Genomic DNA, 15,214 nt, shown 5'->3' on the forward strand with positions numbered 1-15,214 from the left:
ACATGGAACAGCAGCAGAGGATATCTCAAAAGTGGACCATCAAGGATATACTTGAATGGACTACGGCCTTCTTCAAAAAGAGAGGAATCCGAACCGCGCGACTTGACGCAGAAGTGCTGCTTGCGTTCTGCCTATCCGTGGACCGGCTGTTCCTGTATCTCAATTTCGAGCGGCCTTTGTCACCCTCCGAGCGAATGAACTATCGCGAGCTTGTCAGACGAAGAGCCATGCGTGAGCCGGTCTCGCTGATTATCGGGAAAAAGGAATTCTGGTCACGAACCTTCAAGGCTGTCTCCGGAGTGCTCATTCCACGACCGGATACGGAGATTCTTGTTGAGGCGACTCTTAGGGCGCTTGCTACCATCGAATCGCCCCGGCTCCTTGAAATCGGTACGGGTTCGGGAGCCATATCCATAGTCGTGGCGCTTGAAAATCCGGCAGCACGTATTGTCGCCACGGATATAGACCCGCTTGCCCTGGACACGGCACAAGAGAATGCTGCTCTGCACGGAGTTGCCTCTGCTATAACGTTCGTGCTGGGGGATCTCTATGCACCATTCAAAGAAGGAGAACGGTTTCACCTAATCTGCTCGAATCCTCCGTATATTCCTACCGAAGTCATTGCAACGCTGGAGCCGGAAATCGATTACGAACCTCTTCTCGCTCTTGACGGCGGCCCGGACGGTTTGAACGTGATTCGGAGAATTGCCGATGGAGCGCCGGACTTTCTACTTCCCGGCGGGTCTCTTCTTATGGAAATCGGACCGGACCAGGAGATGCAGGCGCGAACCATTCTCGAGCAGACCAGCTCGTTCGTCGATATTCGTATCACCCAGGATTTGGCCGGAAGACCGCGGGTAGTAACAGGAAGGCTTTCCCCATGAGGTACGTAATAGCGGGATTCGGGAAATTCGGTCGCCTTGCCTATGATCGCATCGGATCGGCTCAGCCTGATAGCAGCTTTATAGTCGTGGAGAGCGATCCGGGAAAAATTCCGTCCTTACCGAATTGTTCGTCGATCAACTCGGACGTGACATCGTTTCTCCTGGACAATGAATCCATGCTCTCTGAGGACATCGTTATACCGATGGTTCCGTTTCATCTCACTGCGACGTACGTCCTTGCTGCCGGTGGACACCAAACAACTGCGCTACCCCCGAATATTGAAGCCAGAGTGCCGAATCCTTATCTCCTGAATGAGAACACTATCTTATGCACCAAAGCGGATTTCATGTGTCCCGACGACTGTCCGGAGGGCGAGACGTGTACAGTGACCGGATTGCCGAGAGTGCCTCTGTACGAGGAATTAGCATTGCTTAAATCTCCTGATTGGACGGTTTTCATCCAGAGAAGTTTTCAAATTTTACCGGGAGTTGGGGGTTATCCGTTTCGGGATCTGAAAAACCTGATGGAGAAAATAAGACCGGGCCTCAATTTAATCGCTACTGCCTGCAAGTGTCACGGGACCGTCACGGCAGTGAAAACTAGGAGCTAACAACGTGCTATACGTCTGACGTAACCGGAATTCCGCAAGATTGGCTTGTTACGCTGCCGAAAGGCATCATCTACTAACCACAGATTGACAACTTGACTATTTTATGGGATTATTTCAGCCAAATCGACTGCCTTTATTACAGTACTTTCCGATTTGCAGAGATAATCACGCTCGCCGCAGATGTGGTCATTTTGACTCCGCTTGAGATACCCCTCTTTTCGAGAATCATATTAGGACAGTCTGGGTAAAGCAAATTCGTTAGGTGAACATGACAGCCAATAAACTGACCTCAGTTGACTGCGAAAGCTCCCCGACCAAGGATGTGAGCTCTTGTGATAGCATTTGCGTTGAAGAGGATGCTCAGGAGATTTTCTTCAGGAAATTCCTACAAGCACTACCCATTCCCGCCTTGTTGATTGACAGATCCGGTTCGGTGGTTTTCGCGAATCAATCTTGCAGCCAAATAGGTGCTGATTTTGAGGACACATCGAGCAGTCTTTTCCTCGGTTTCTTTCCTAGCCACTGCGATACCACGCGAGTGCATTCCTTAGTAGAGAAAGTCTTTGCGGACGGGAAATCCAGGGTGGGCGAAGCACTGCTCGAGATTAACCAAAACAGAGTACGGGCTCGGCTGAGCTTCAAATTAGCCAAAATAGGCACTCGAAGACTTGTCCTTGTCTTCATTGACTTTACTCCGGATACCAAAAGACGGTCACAAATGGAGCAATTGCTTCGGAAAAATGAACAGCTTTATCGTCAGTTGGTGGAAGAGGCGAATGATATTGTTTTCCAGTGCAACGCGCATGGATACTTCACGTTTGTTAATCCAATTGCTGTAAAAATGACCGGCTATTCGGAAAAAGAGCTTATGGGCAAACATTACCTTGACTTGGTTCATCCTGAATACAGAGACGATGCTGCTCGATTCTACGGGGCACAGCTCGTTGAAGGACTAGCAAGCACTTATTATGAATTCCCCTTTTTAACGAAAAAGGGAGAAATGATATGGGTCGGGCAAAACGTGCGGCTGCTCGTCGAGTCAGGCAAAGTGACAGGGGTTCAGGCAATATGTAGAGACATAACTGAACGCAAACGAATGGAAGATGCGCTCAGGGAAAGCGAAAAGAGATTCAGGGCAATTTTTGAGGGCGCTGAAGACTACATTTTTCTCAAAGACAAATCATTCAGGTACATCGATGTAAACCCGGCCGGACAAAGGCTTGTGGGATTATCGGCCTCCGAAATTATCGGTCGGTGCTATGAAGACCTCTTCGGTCCGGAAGATGCAGCTTACCTCAGAGATCTTGATACCCGCGTCCTACAAGGTCAGTCGATAGAGGAAGAGCACACTGTCAAGATCAATGGAATTCCCAGAGTGCTTTTCGAAACGAGAGCGCCGCTGAGGGACGATCTGGGTGAAATCATTGGAGTCCTTGTGATAGCACGCGACATAACGGACCGGACGAGAGTTGATGTCTCGGCTGATCCGGAAGAGCAATATCCGTCGGAGGCGATGCAGAAGACACTGAAGAGCGCTCGTCTGGCGGCAGAGGGAAATATCACGCTTTTGCTCCTGGGAGAGAGTGGCAGCGGAAAGGATCATCTGGCTCGATACATTCACAAGAATTCGGATCGAGCCAACGGTCCGTATTTTTCAATTAATTGTGCAGCAATAGCTCCGGAGCTTGCCGAATCGGAACTCTTCGGTCACGAAAAGGGAGCTTTTACAGGAGCATACGGTCGCAAACGTGGACTTCTGGAATTAGCCGAGGGCGGCACTCTCTTGTTGAATGAGATCGGAGAGCTTTCACTTCCATTACAGGCAAAACTCCTGACGTTCCTGGATACCAGAAAATTCACCCGTGTTGGAGGCGAGAAGGTAATTTCAGTGAATGCCAGGCTTATTGCCGCTACGAACAGAGATCTGGAGCAAGAGGTCCGAAAAGGGCGTTTTCGTGAAGACCTTTTCTATAGGATAAATGTCATGTCCATAGAAATTCCTCCCCTTCGAGAGAGACGAGAAGATATTCCTTTGCTCGTTGAGCAGGTCCTATCTAAGCTTCTGAATGAACTTCAGATTCAAACGTTTCCTGCCATCGATCCAGCCGCCGCAAATGCGCTTAAGAGATATGACTGGCCGGGCAATGTGAGAGAGCTGCGTAATGTGCTGGAGCGGGCTTTGATCCTTTCGCATGGAAAAAAGATCGATCTTTTTGCTCTTGGATTGTCTGACGCTGAAAGTTTGCCGTCGCGAGAAGAAAAAGCATGTTTTTCAATATCGTTTCCAACGGATCGGTCATTAAACGAGATGACCCAGGAGTTGAAACGATTCATGGTGAATGAAGCATTGCGGCGCTCTGGAGGAAGCAGACAAGGAGCCGCGACACTCTTGGGGATCTCCCGTCATTCTTTGAAACATTATATGAAAACGCTAGGTTATGATGATGAATAAAAATACGTTGACCATAATTTGTAGGTTTGAGAGATGGGCCAAATAGAAGAGTTATTGTGTCCCCAGATCCCCAAGCATTATTCATAGACTATGGAATATTGCCCAATCAGATACTTGAACCCATCAAATACGTGCCACAAGATCAAACCTCTTCAGTGAAAGGCTGTGCACCTCCAGGTAACCAGGAGCGATAGCGTTCGTTGTTAAAGCTGCACATGAGCGCTGTTGAAGTGTTTCACAAATCGGAAAAACTTCAAGAGAAAGCATGGTGCAGCATTATCTCGAGGTGCGGTCTAAAAATGTGGATCTTGGGACACAAGCGCCCAACAAATAAGACTTGACATAATGAGATGTGTCGCAGTACGTTAGGCATGCGAAATAAAAGTAGACGTGCAAACGTAGGCGTGCTATTCGGCGAATTTGTCGACCAATGCAATAAGAGGCCTATCCCAGAGGCATGATTGATGTATGAGGAGCTTTATGATGTATCCATGTAAGCTGCGGCTGATGGTTGTCATTGTGCTTTTAACACTTCCCCTTGTGGCGGGTACTGTTTTCGCTTCCGAGCAATCTGCTAAGCCCGACAAAATCATTCTGGCGAGCCCATTCTCTCCTTTAGCCATGCCAATGGCTTACATGGTCCGGAAAGGAATGCTGAAGGATGTGGCAAAAGAGGTTGACCTCATCATATGGAACAATCCTGACCAACTAAGGGCAATAATTACCCAGGGTCAGGCAGATTTCGTTTCCATTCCCAGTAACGTTGCGGCCATTTTCTACAATAGAGGTGTAAAGCTGAAGTTGTTGAATGTATCTGTATGGGGTGTTTTCTACGTTGTGAGCAAAGATCTGAGTATAAAGTCCCTGAATGACATGAAGGGCCGCAAAATCCTCATCCCGTTTCGAGGGGATCAACCCGACCTCCTGTTTCAGCTCGTGTGCAAAGGACGGAGAATAGCCCCTTTTGAGGACTTCGATATTCAGTACGTGAGCTCTCCCTTGGATATAACCATGAACCTCTTGGGCGGAAGCGCCGAGAACGGGCTCATGATCGAACCTGCCGCAGAAGTGGCGATCAAGAAAGCGCAGGAGAAGGGAATCACGTTAAAACGCGTAATCGACATTCAAAAAGAGTGGGGAGAGATTATGGGCACACAACCGAAATTCCCCAATGCCGGCGTAGTGGCATTGCCGGAGGTTTTGAAACATCCGGAGGTGGTTGAGGCGTTCCGGAAGTCCTATGACACTGCTGTCAAATGGTGTACCGAGCATCCCGAAGAAGCCGGCAAGTTGGCAGCCGAATACGTAAAAGGAGTGCCATCGACTGCTTTCACAGAATCTCTGAAGCACACGATCTTCGAATCAACGAGCGCCCAAGATTCCAAAGAAGCTCTGATCTTCATGTTCTCGAAACTGGTGGAGATGAATCCATCATCAATAGGCGGCAGATTACCCGATGATAGTTTCTACTACAAGTGATCCCCAAGAGCGAAGTTCATTCGCGGGAAAATCCCCCGAGGTCTTATTCGGGGTGTGCATCTTCGTTATTTTTTGGCAAGTGATATCGATTCTTGTGTCAGATATCATCATTGCGTCGCCCGGTGAAACTCTCGTCAGATTAGTGCGAATGATTTTGACGGAGAACTTCTGGCAGACTTTGGCAATAACACTCAAGCGCTTCGGGATTAGTCTTTTCTCTGGAGCAATAGCAGGTTTTGGATTGGGATTGGTAGCCGGGCTCAGGCCGAGCATCAGAAACGTACTGGAACCTGTACGTTGGTCCTTAATGAGCATTCCCCCTGTAGTGCTGGTTACCATCGGCATGGTCTGGTTCGGGATGGGGAGTATCCAGACGATATTTGTCACTTCTCTGCTGATTCTTCCCATCATGTACGTGAACACGATCGAGGGCATAGATGCCGTAGATAGAAGCCTTTTGGAGATGGGCCGCGTGTACAAAGCCGGTTCGCTCCTTCTCCTCAGAGATATCTACTTGCCTTCCATAGGGGGACCGCTCTTGGCAGGACTTGCTCTCTCAGCAGGTTTCGGAATCCGAATTGTGGTACTTGCCGAAGTGCTCGGGGCCTATACCGGCATAGGCTACGAGTTCTCACTTGCCAGAACGAACTTGGAGACCGCGACACTTTTTGCGTGGATTGTCGTGTGCCTTATGCTGGTTGGGGTTTTTGAATTCGGAGTGCTCAATCCTGCAAGGAACTACATCATGAGATGGAAAGAAGGAGAGAGTACATGATCCGTTTCACCGGTGTCAACAAATCTTTTCACGGAAGGTCTGTTCTTGAAGACCTGCATTTCTGCGTAGAACGTAATGAAGTGGTTGCTCTATTGGGAAGATCCGGCTCGGGAAAATCGACAATCTTGAGAATAATTAGCGGACTCACTTGTCCGGATAGCGGAACTCTCATGGTGGGAAGCTCCAAAATCGGATACATTTTCCAGGAGCCCCGCCTCATACCATGGAAAACTGCACTCGATAATGTTGGTTTTGTTTTAAAAGCCAACGGTTGCGACAAAAAGAAAGCCAGAGAAATTGCCGCAAACTGCCTCGAGGAAGTGGCCCTGAAAGAATACGCACTTTTCTATCCCCAACAACTAAGCGGAGGAATGCAACAGAGAGTCGCCGTAGCCAGAGCTTTTGCGACAGATCCGGAGATTTTGCTGATGGACGAACCGTTCAGCTCCTTGGATCCGGGATTAAAGGACGAAATGCATTCTCTCATGAAAAGAATCCTGAGCGAACGGCCGCTAACTGTATTGTACGTATCTCACAATCCTGAAGAAGTCATCAGGATAGCAAACAAGATCTACATGCTCGGGCCGGAGGGCAAACTGAAGGAGGTGAGCGCAAAATTACTTGGTGATCACAAGAAAGCGATTTCGAGAACCATTGAATTCTCATCGTGGTATGGGGGTTCCGTAGCACCCTCTAGCCTCTCATCAGGCAATCATGTTCAATGATGCGGTTGCAGATAAGGAGTAGCACGTTGACAGAAGAACTCATGAAAAACATTTCGTTCTCCGAACCCCATCGACTCTTGGAACAAGTGGATTATGCAGATGAAAAAGTTGTGAGCCGAACTCTTGCGAATACCAGTGGAGTAGGTATAACGCTGTTTGCCTTTTCCGAAGGAGAAGGATTAAGCACGCATTCGGCGCCAGGTGACGCCATGGTCCAGATCCTGGATGGAGAAGCTTCCGTTACAATCGGCGGTAAAGAGGTTACCGCCAAAACAGGCGAGATCGTGATTATGCCGGCAGACGTTCCACACTCGCTTCATGCACATGTCCCGTTCAAAATGATGCTTACAGTAGTAAAGAAGCGAAAAAGTGAAGATTAGATCGACTATTGCCGGTGCTATTTCCTGAATTGACATCTGTCGGTCCGACAACCGCGCCGGACCGACAGCGTGCAAGCGTTCTGTTCACAGGCAAGTCTTTTTCTGGCCAGGCTTGAAAGCAAACTTGGTTTTTCCGCGAAGGATCAACTCGGTTTCATCTGCCATCTATGACCGCTTGAAGTTGAGCTAGAATGTCCTCGGGGGCCTCCTGGCAGCAAGAATCATGCATGCCACCGAGGATCATCTCCTGCTCTTCCATATATTTACGGTAGTTCTTCTTCCCTACGATGCGTTCCACCGCCTTGTCCCCTTTTTCAAAACACACTTGGGAAAACAGGGTGGTGAAAGTGCCATACCAGTAAGCGTCCCAAACAGTGGGGAAGCCGGACAGCATGCGTTCGTGAGCGCCCATGACGCTGGGCCACAGGGTCTTGACCATTGTCTCAAAGTCCATGTTTTCGTCAGGGTGGCAGTCAAATATGTCCTTAAATTTCCTCATAGCGGGCTTCCTCCTTAAGGAATCGTGATCACTGATATTCGCACATTTTGTCGTGTCACCTGGAATTGCCGCAAACCCATATCACCAATTTGCGGCAAATGGAATCATTACTCGCGCTTGGTAAGAGAAAATATTTAAGTCTGTAAAATTGTTTCTGTTGTAGAGTGGCAACACCTTTTCCTACTTTTTTTGTAAAAAACCTCTTGCACGAAAAAGGCAAACCTGTCAGTATATTCTTGTATTGATATATATGCATCTTTATGTGTGCGACTGGAGGCTTTGACGATAAATCCTTTAATCATCGCTTTTCCTCAGTGCTCCTCACTGAGGAAAACCTCTCAAAAGGAGACCGACCGATGAATCACGAAGGCAAAAAGAAACTCATGGTGGTCTGTTCCCGCGATTCCCTCGACGGGGCATATCCGTCGGCGGTGTTGGCCATCAACGCTGTCCGAATCGGAATGGACGCGACGATCTACTACACTTTCGGTGGTCTGAACGTCATTAGGAAAGGATTTGCGGGAAAGCTGAAGTTCTACCCCTCGGGTCCGTTGGGGGCAATACCGGGAATGCCGCATCTGGCTACAGGGCTCATGAAAAAGAAGATTGAAAAAGCTGAGCTGCCTACTCTGGAAGATCTTCTGGAAATGTGTCAGTTGGAAGGCGTTAAGCTCATAGGCTGCCACATGGCAATGGCCATGTTCGAGTTGAACTCCGAAGATTTTATTGAAGGAGTAGACATAGCCAACGCCGCCGATTTTCTAAAGATGGCACAACAGGCCGATGTCACGCTCTTCACCTAGAAGCAATAATGAGAATGCCTGCCGTCACCATATCAAGGCATCTGCTCGGCCTGATTGTAGGGACGGGCCTAGTGTCCACCCAAATTAGAGCAGGCGCCAAGCCTGTCCCTACCAAGATGGCCAATCGTGGCACGATGTTTAAGTACGGTGAGTCCAGATCCCGCAAATCCCGATAGGCGCGGTTTATTTCGTTTTATCCGCCGAATTCAGCAGGAGAAATGTCAGCTTGCTCGAAGGCCTTCCTGCTGTGAATAAATCTGCCCTCTGGTTCGGTTTTCTTAGCCTCGATTGCGGTTTCACACTCTGTCCTGAGCTTGTGGATTCTCTCATCAAACTCTTCGAGGATCATATGCAAATCGTTGACGAAAGGAACCATCTTTGTTTTGTCCCCGCTTTCAACGTTGTCGAATTTCTGAACTACCTCATGGAGCCTGGTTTTCCATGTGGCAAGCTCGGCTGACATGCCGTCACAAAAGCTATCGAAATCCATGGTGTTTCTCCGTATTTTCTTCCCGGTTGATTTGCTGGTCCAGGAACAACCCCGCTTCCGGTATCAGTGAGGTGTTACGCCAACCACTTGAGAGCCCGACTAGTCAAAACCGGCGCTCGGCCTGCTGCAACCTTTCTCGGGACATGCTTTTCCAGTGCGTTCTCGCAGTATCTTACTGCTCACGTCATCTCTGACCGCACTGAGAATTCTAAGACCTACTTCCAGGTCCTTCACGTGAGGTCTCAAGACTTGTTTGGAGAATCGCTGATAATAGAGATCATCGCAGCCGCCCAGGACGTACAGCAGATCATTTGCTTTGCGACGCCATTTGTCGAATCGGCACGTGTCAAATTCGTATTCTGCGACCGCGCCGTGTATCTGCCCGCTCTCGACGAAATCGCGTCCCTCGTCATGCAAGGCATCAATCTTTTCCAATACATTTGCGTCGATAGTCACTTCTGATCACTCCCTTTCCGGTAAGTAATCCAATTTCTCTTTCGTCGGCATGATTAGGACCGATCTCGAGACATCTTTCACAATGGCTCTTATGTACCAGATTGTGCTTACGCAGAAGACGACAGTCAATGCCGTTACTCGGAATTATTCCCTAAATAGCGCAAGAAACACGGAAGCTCAAAATTGTCCATTAATTCCGTGACACAATTCCGCACAATTCCCGTCAATTCCCAATTCCGGGTCAATTCCGGTCAATTCCGGCGCAGTTATTCCTTTGCTCCGTGGGCCTTGAGGAGTTCCGCTATTTTGTTGGCTCCTGCAAACTTAGCAAGTGCAACAGCCCTCATGAGTGCCGTTTTGCCCTGTTTGTCCTTAACATGTACGTCAGCTCCTCTCTCCAAGAGCAGTCTCACGTCTTCCTCGCGAAAACTGTGGTGCGAATCGATAGCCCACATTAGTGCTGTCCTCCCATAATCATCCCTAGCATTGACGTCTGCCCCAGCATCCAAAAGCAATTTTACTGCTCCCCCAGGAGGGCTTGATCGGAGGGAAGGAGCATTTGTATCACCGTCAAAAGGACACTTTTTGTCCACACTTATTTTAGTCTCCAATTGGGCAGGTCTTGCCCAAGAACCGAATGCGCACCCACTAACCGCCGATATCAGCGCTGTAAATCCCACTGCATTCTTAGCATTAACATCTGCCCCTCGGTCCAGTAGCACTTTTACGGTGTCACAACACAACTCACAGGAAGCAAGGATCAGCGCAGTATCCCCCGTAATCTCGCGCACATTGATATCAGCGCCGTTGTCAAGGAAGTATTTCACAATGTCCGTCGCACAGCTCCCTGCAGCATATGTCAGGACTGTCCTGCCGCGCTTGGATTTCGCATTAATGTCAGCGCCCCTTTCCAGCAGCAGTTTCATTAATTCGCTATTTCGAACCCCGTACCAATGAATCAGCATTAGAGCTGTACAACCGTTTCTTTTGGCATTGACGTCAACGCCTTTATTCAAAAGGTCTTGGACTCGTTTCAGATCTCGCTTCTGAACAGCCTCAAAAAAATCGTCCTTTTCGTCCGCATGTATGGCGGGCCCGAACACTGTAAAGATGACCAATACCCCGGTCACGGTCATAGCGACCATTGATCTGTGCATTGTAAGCCTCACCTCCGACAATTTGATTCATCATGAGGGTTATCTCATTTACCGGATCCTGCGCGAGCTATTTCGAACTCTTAGCGGGAGGCTCGGCTACGAGGAAATTTTTCTTCTAACACACGTGAGTTCAGCAACGCTCCTGCAAAGATGGTAAATAGACTGACTGAACCGAGAATGATGACTGCTGTGCCCCATGATCGGCCTGCCATCATGCGCTGCTGTACAAGGTCAATCATGGTATTCATCCAGATGATTGCCGCCAAGTAGGACCAGAGTTGCAGTGCAATCAGAATCCATCTTCTTCTAATCAGCAAAAAAAGAGGTACCAGAATGGACACCAGCATCAGGCCTATGTTTCCTTCCCTCAAGAAATGAGCACTCAAGAGGACAGAAGCAATGACGAAGGGTATCAGCCTGAGAACCATATGAACAAACCTCTAGAAAATGGAACTTTGAGATTGGTAATTCTGTAATCCTGAGGACATCATAATTCTAGGTATGATTCCAGGCAAATTCTAGGGGCACCATACTTGATTCCTCGAACCTCTTTCGAACCCTTCGGATCTAATACATTCCATGTGTCACCGATTATATATGGTGTACCCAGATCCCTCAGAATCCACGATTCTTTATGATTCTCTTGAGAAGTCCAAGGAGCCGTGGGATGTATAAGAGGCACAAAGTCAAAACTATGAGAATCCGGATAGGCGGAAACAACGACAGTTCTTCTCTACCTCCAAGAAACCACTCACACCACTGACTCACATCCTGCGGTAACAGGGGAATCACATAAATCAGAAACAGGCCAACAATTATGCATACAATCCGCTCCACAGGCGACAGCCATCGAGACCGATTTCTCTTATTGCTGTCTGATTGATGCGAAATGCGAAATGCCGAATTTGTATCACAGGAATCGCATGGCACTTCTGGAGTTTCTATTTCCTTTCCATACAATGCACTTCTGTTCGGCTGATCCAAGTAATGTCCTTCCGTACGCTTGACCACAGTGACCAGGCACGCGTCAGCTATTAGACCTACCATGGATTTTTTCAGTTTCGTCCCAATCTGCATTGACTGACGTACTCACCCGGTTTCTGAAACGCGCCATGATTCGTCAGAGTAATCATTCCTGAGCTCCGTGAGCCTTCAAAAATGCTACGATCTGGGTGTGATTCTTCTTGAGAGCTGCTGACAATGCCGTATCACCTCGGGCATCTCTGGCATTGATGTCAGCTTTCCTGTCTACAAGCAGCTTCACAAGGTTAAAATGCCCCACGCCAGAAACCAAAATTAACGCAGTCCAGCCACCGCCGGCCGTTGCATTGATATCTGCCCCCCTGTCCAAGAGCAGCCTTACTATATCTTCGTGCTCACCCGCGCAAGCTACCATTAAGACTGTGCCACCATATTTGTCTCTAATATTAAGATCCGCTCCTTTTTCAAGAAGCAGCTTCACAATGTCGCTATGGCCCATAAGGCAAGCAGCCATTAATGCAGTGGCGCCGTGTTCGTTCCGCGCATTGATATCGGCACCAATGAGCAGCAGTAGTTTAACTATTTCAATCTGCCCAGCACCCGAAGAGAATTCCAGCCCCCGGTCTTGAAGTCCGCATGCTGTCTGAGCAAAGAGCATGCTGATAATCAATAGCGATCTTATGAAATTGGCAATTTGAGACTTATACATTAGAAATCCTGGGCTCCGGCGTACACTACGCTTAATTAACTTCGTCTTTTTCTTGACCTGGGTTTTTCTCTTTTCCGTACCTTCGGGCAACAATTGTCTCGAGTAGCGATCGACAACTCATCGTCCTCACAGGAAAGTATCCCAACATGATGGGGTTAATCTCGCGTCAAGACCTTTGATTTGCCCGTATAACGCATGATTGATAGCTTCGCCGAACGATGAAAGACGGAGGCGCCTCTCGAATAACTTTAAGAGAAAAATGTCTCTCTTATCACGAGACCTGGAAATAATGGATTAAGCGTAGACATAGGACCCCTAACACGTCAAGTTAAAAAGCATTGGTTTTTGGGTTTTCCTCAAACAAATACTTGCCAAACTGCCGCCCAAAACTAAAGCCTGCGGGCTTGCTCCTTTTTCCCTTTAAGTCCTTAAAGGAGTAAGCTACAATTTATTGTTTCCGGATGTACGTTTCCGTGACTCAACGAGTCCGCGGTCGGTGCAGGAATGACTTCAAACAAAATGGGTGAACTGACAGTGAAGAGTAGTGTGAAAGAAATAATTGACCGCACTCTTCGTTTGACCTGCCTCAGGGTGAGGAATGGAATTGCTGGAATTCTGTGCTCCTGGAACGGTGATAATGTCAGGCGCACGTGCCTTATCTCGTTCGCGATAATTCTGGCTGTCTCCATGCTGATATCGTGTGGCCAGCAACAGAACAAGAAGCCTCCGCCACCTCCAATGAAGGTTGGTACGCTCAAGGTGGACAAGGGAACTATCGAGCAGGTTTTGGAGCTCTCGGGTACCCTGAACTTCGTAGCCAACACGACTGTCTCGTCTGAAGTGTCTGCACAGGTGAAATCCATAGAGGTTGCAGACGGACAAGCTCTCGAAGTGGATCAGGTTCTCCTCGTTTTTGATGACACGAAAATAAAGGAAACCGCCAATCAGGCATCCGCCAATCTCCAGAAAGACGAGGCAACACTCGCGTACAACAAAATCGAATGGGAAAAGAACCTTGAGCTTTTCAAGAGCGGTTCTATCAGTCATACCCAGTACGAACAGAAGCTTTCCAACTATCAAAATGCACTTGCTCAGGTGGAAGCCGATAAAGCAGTTCTTGCAAAGGCTCTGCAGGATCTGAACAAGACGACCGTAAAAGCCCCTGTTGCCGGTCTGCTGTCCAACAGATATGTGGAAAGAGGTGATTGGGTATCGGAGGCTGGGAAGCTCTTTATGATCAGTGACTACACCAGAGTCTATCTCGAGGCGTACCTTTCCGATATCGACGTGGGAAGACTGAACGTCAAGAGAATTCTTACGGGAGGTATAGAAGGAGAAGTCACGATCGACAGCTATCCCGGCAAGGCTTTCTTCGGCAAATTGACCTACATACAGCCGGTGGCAAATCAGGGACGTTTGTTTCAGGTGCGTGTTTATCTGGATAATCCGGATATGCTCCTCCTGCAAGGAATGTTTGCCCGCGGTCGCACCGTGTACAAAGAAATTCCGGATTGCACCCGAGTACCTTTGCAAGCTCTTTTGGAACAGATTCGAGATAATGACTACAATGCGGTCTATGTAGTGGACAGCGATAGGAAAGCACAATTACGGCGAACCAAGATCGGATTAACCGATGCCAAGAACGCGCAAGTTCTCGAAGGGTTAAAAGACGGCGATACCGTAGTGGTGTATGGGAAAGAGATTCTTAGTTCCGGGCAGCCTCTGGAGCCGTCGGAGATTCAAAAACCTGCAAAGGCGTCCCGTGGCAAGGAAACTGCCGTGGAAGCGCCCAAGATGCAGCAAGAATCACCAAAAACCCCCGGAAATGGAAATAAGCGTTCATGACGTAATACCAATGTGCAGTCGAAGAAGTAATCCCGCCACCGGCAGGAGCAAATTCGGTCCCCGGCACGTCTCCGAAGCGAAGTCAGGCGGTGCCGTTCGTAGCGAAGGAGATTTGCCGGGACCGGCAAATAAGAGGTTTCTCAATATTCCCTAAACTGGTCTAACATTCTATGATGATAAGGCTTTTATATCTTACCCCCTTATAATCTGTGTATGCATGCTAAAGGAGTCTTCTTATGAGTGACTTGGGAGGTCTTGGTATCATATTCACGGAGACGCTCTCCGGATGGGTGGGAATAGGAGAGAGGGATTTTTTCAGCGGGCAAATAAAGGGTGAAGAAAACAACACCTGGATGAGTTTCGATGCGCGGATAACCATTCCGAATCTTCAGGAGTTCATTGATTCACCCGATCATGCTGCTCAGCTCGACGGAAACGTGACGTTTGAGCCGCTCGGCGGCACTTTTCCCATGCGAGACGGGGTTTTCACCTTGTATTCCATAGACCCCAAACTGCGCATAAAGCTGATGACCTACGCGTTCAGGTTTACTGCAGACGACGGCAGGACGTATTTCGTTTTCGGTAAAAAGAATATAAAACACGATCACTGGAAAATTGACGTGTTCCAGGATATTACTACTCTCTTTACCACGGTGCATCAGGGCGACGATTCAGGCGCGCCAATGTATGCGGCTGGAATTCTTCGGTTCAAGTTCTTCCATTTCCTTCCCCTCATGCTGAATATGCAAGTGCCGGGAGCGGATACATTCTGGCGGATCATGGCCGGTAAATGGGCAATAACCAAGTTCATGGTGGGAACACTTATTCGGGAGTACATTTTGGGTTCCGGCCGGTAATCATCCTGAATTCACTGGAAATGTCCATAGAGCATAAGATGCCGGGCTTTCTCCCTGCATCCCGAGGGTACACTTTTTCATGGACGGGAGCGTAACGTTTTCTGCATAAAT

The 15,214-nt window shown here is 48.5% G+C and carries 16 protein-coding genes; 10 read left to right on the plus strand and 6 right to left on the minus strand.

Features of this window, described 5'->3' with window-relative positions; translation table 11 throughout:
• The first annotated feature begins 2 nt into the window (after positions 1-2).
• The 7 genes from prmC (at position 3) to DESTI_RS19650 (ending at position 7,306) form a co-directional block, all read left to right on the plus strand.
• Positions 3-884, plus strand: coding sequence for a peptide chain release factor N(5)-glutamine methyltransferase (gene prmC / locus DESTI_RS19620; protein ID WP_014811719.1), 882 nt, complete (start codon positions 3-5; stop codon positions 882-884).
• Positions 881-1,495, plus strand: coding sequence for a hypothetical protein (locus tag DESTI_RS19625; protein WP_014811720.1), 615 nt, complete (start codon positions 881-883; stop codon positions 1,493-1,495). Before prmC ends, DESTI_RS19625 begins: the two co-directional genes overlap by 4 nt.
• 538 nt (positions 1,496-2,033) lie before the next feature.
• Positions 2,034-3,947, plus strand: coding sequence for a sigma 54-interacting transcriptional regulator (locus tag DESTI_RS29170; RefSeq protein ID WP_157212220.1), 1,914 nt, complete (start codon positions 2,034-2,036; stop codon positions 3,945-3,947).
• A 480-nt stretch (positions 3,948-4,427) separates the two neighbouring features.
• Positions 4,428-5,426, plus strand: coding sequence for an ABC transporter substrate-binding protein (locus DESTI_RS19635; protein WP_041286340.1), 999 nt, complete (start codon positions 4,428-4,430; stop codon positions 5,424-5,426).
• A gap of 148 nt (positions 5,427-5,574) precedes the next feature.
• On the plus strand, positions 5,575-6,201 hold the full coding sequence (locus tag DESTI_RS19640) for an ABC transporter permease (RefSeq protein ID WP_157212221.1): 627 nt from the start codon (positions 5,575-5,577) through the stop codon (positions 6,199-6,201).
• Positions 6,198-6,926, plus strand: coding sequence for an ABC transporter ATP-binding protein (locus tag DESTI_RS19645; RefSeq protein WP_014811724.1), 729 nt, complete (start codon positions 6,198-6,200; stop codon positions 6,924-6,926). The genes DESTI_RS19640 and DESTI_RS19645 overlap by 4 nt, the downstream gene beginning before the upstream one ends.
• Before the next feature lie 41 nt (positions 6,927-6,967).
• Positions 6,968-7,306, plus strand: a complete 339-nt coding sequence (locus tag DESTI_RS19650) for a cupin domain-containing protein (RefSeq protein WP_041287362.1) — start codon at positions 6,968-6,970, stop codon at positions 7,304-7,306.
• Between the two features lie 154 nt (positions 7,307-7,460).
• Here DESTI_RS19650 and DESTI_RS19655 read toward each other — a convergent pair whose 3' ends face one another.
• On the minus strand, positions 7,461-7,805 hold the full coding sequence (locus DESTI_RS19655; protein ID WP_014811726.1) for a hypothetical protein: 345 nt from the start codon (positions 7,803-7,805) through the stop codon (positions 7,461-7,463).
• Positions 7,806-8,161: 356 nt separating this feature from the next.
• Here DESTI_RS19655 and DESTI_RS19660 point away from each other — a divergent pair, with 356 nt between their 5' ends.
• On the plus strand, positions 8,162-8,608 hold the full coding sequence (locus tag DESTI_RS19660; RefSeq protein ID WP_014811727.1) for a DsrE/DsrF/DrsH-like family protein: 447 nt from the start codon (positions 8,162-8,164) through the stop codon (positions 8,606-8,608).
• A 193-nt stretch (positions 8,609-8,801) separates the two neighbouring features.
• Here DESTI_RS19660 and DESTI_RS19665 read toward each other — a convergent pair whose 3' ends face one another.
• The 5 genes from DESTI_RS19665 to DESTI_RS19690 all read right to left on the minus strand — a co-directional run bounded on the left by DESTI_RS19665 (position 8,802) and on the right by DESTI_RS19690 (position 12,401).
• Positions 8,802-9,098, minus strand: a complete 297-nt coding sequence (locus tag DESTI_RS19665) for a hypothetical protein (protein WP_014811728.1) — start codon at positions 9,096-9,098, stop codon at positions 8,802-8,804.
• Between the two features lie 99 nt (positions 9,099-9,197).
• Entirely contained in the window at positions 9,198-9,554 is a 357-nt protein-coding gene (locus tag DESTI_RS19670) for a hypothetical protein (protein ID WP_014811729.1), read from the minus strand.
• Between the two features lie 266 nt (positions 9,555-9,820).
• Positions 9,821-10,711, minus strand: coding sequence for an ankyrin repeat domain-containing protein (locus DESTI_RS19675; RefSeq protein ID WP_014811730.1), 891 nt, complete (start codon positions 10,709-10,711; stop codon positions 9,821-9,823).
• Positions 10,712-10,791: 80 nt separating this feature from the next.
• Positions 10,792-11,139, minus strand: coding sequence for a hypothetical protein (locus DESTI_RS19680; RefSeq protein ID WP_014811731.1), 348 nt, complete (start codon positions 11,137-11,139; stop codon positions 10,792-10,794).
• 701 nt (positions 11,140-11,840) lie between these two features.
• Positions 11,841-12,401, minus strand: coding sequence for an ankyrin repeat domain-containing protein (locus DESTI_RS19690; protein WP_014811733.1), 561 nt, complete (start codon positions 12,399-12,401; stop codon positions 11,841-11,843).
• A 504-nt stretch (positions 12,402-12,905) separates the two neighbouring features.
• On the opposite strand from DESTI_RS19690, the gene DESTI_RS19695 reads away from it, so the two are divergent.
• Positions 12,906-14,246 carry an efflux RND transporter periplasmic adaptor subunit gene (locus DESTI_RS19695; RefSeq protein WP_083846820.1) on the plus strand — a complete coding sequence of 447 codons (1,341 nt, stop codon included), beginning with the start codon at positions 12,906-12,908 and terminating at the stop codon, positions 14,244-14,246.
• A 236-nt stretch (positions 14,247-14,482) separates the two neighbouring features.
• Entirely contained in the window at positions 14,483-15,103 is a 621-nt protein-coding gene (locus DESTI_RS19700; RefSeq protein WP_014811735.1) for a hypothetical protein, read from the plus strand.
• Positions 15,104-15,214 lie beyond the last annotated feature (111 nt).

Origin of the sequence: Desulfomonile tiedjei DSM 6799, from assembly GCF_000266945.1 — a bacterium.
GTDB lineage: Bacteria > Desulfobacterota > Desulfomonilia > Desulfomonilales > Desulfomonilaceae > Desulfomonile > Desulfomonile tiedjei.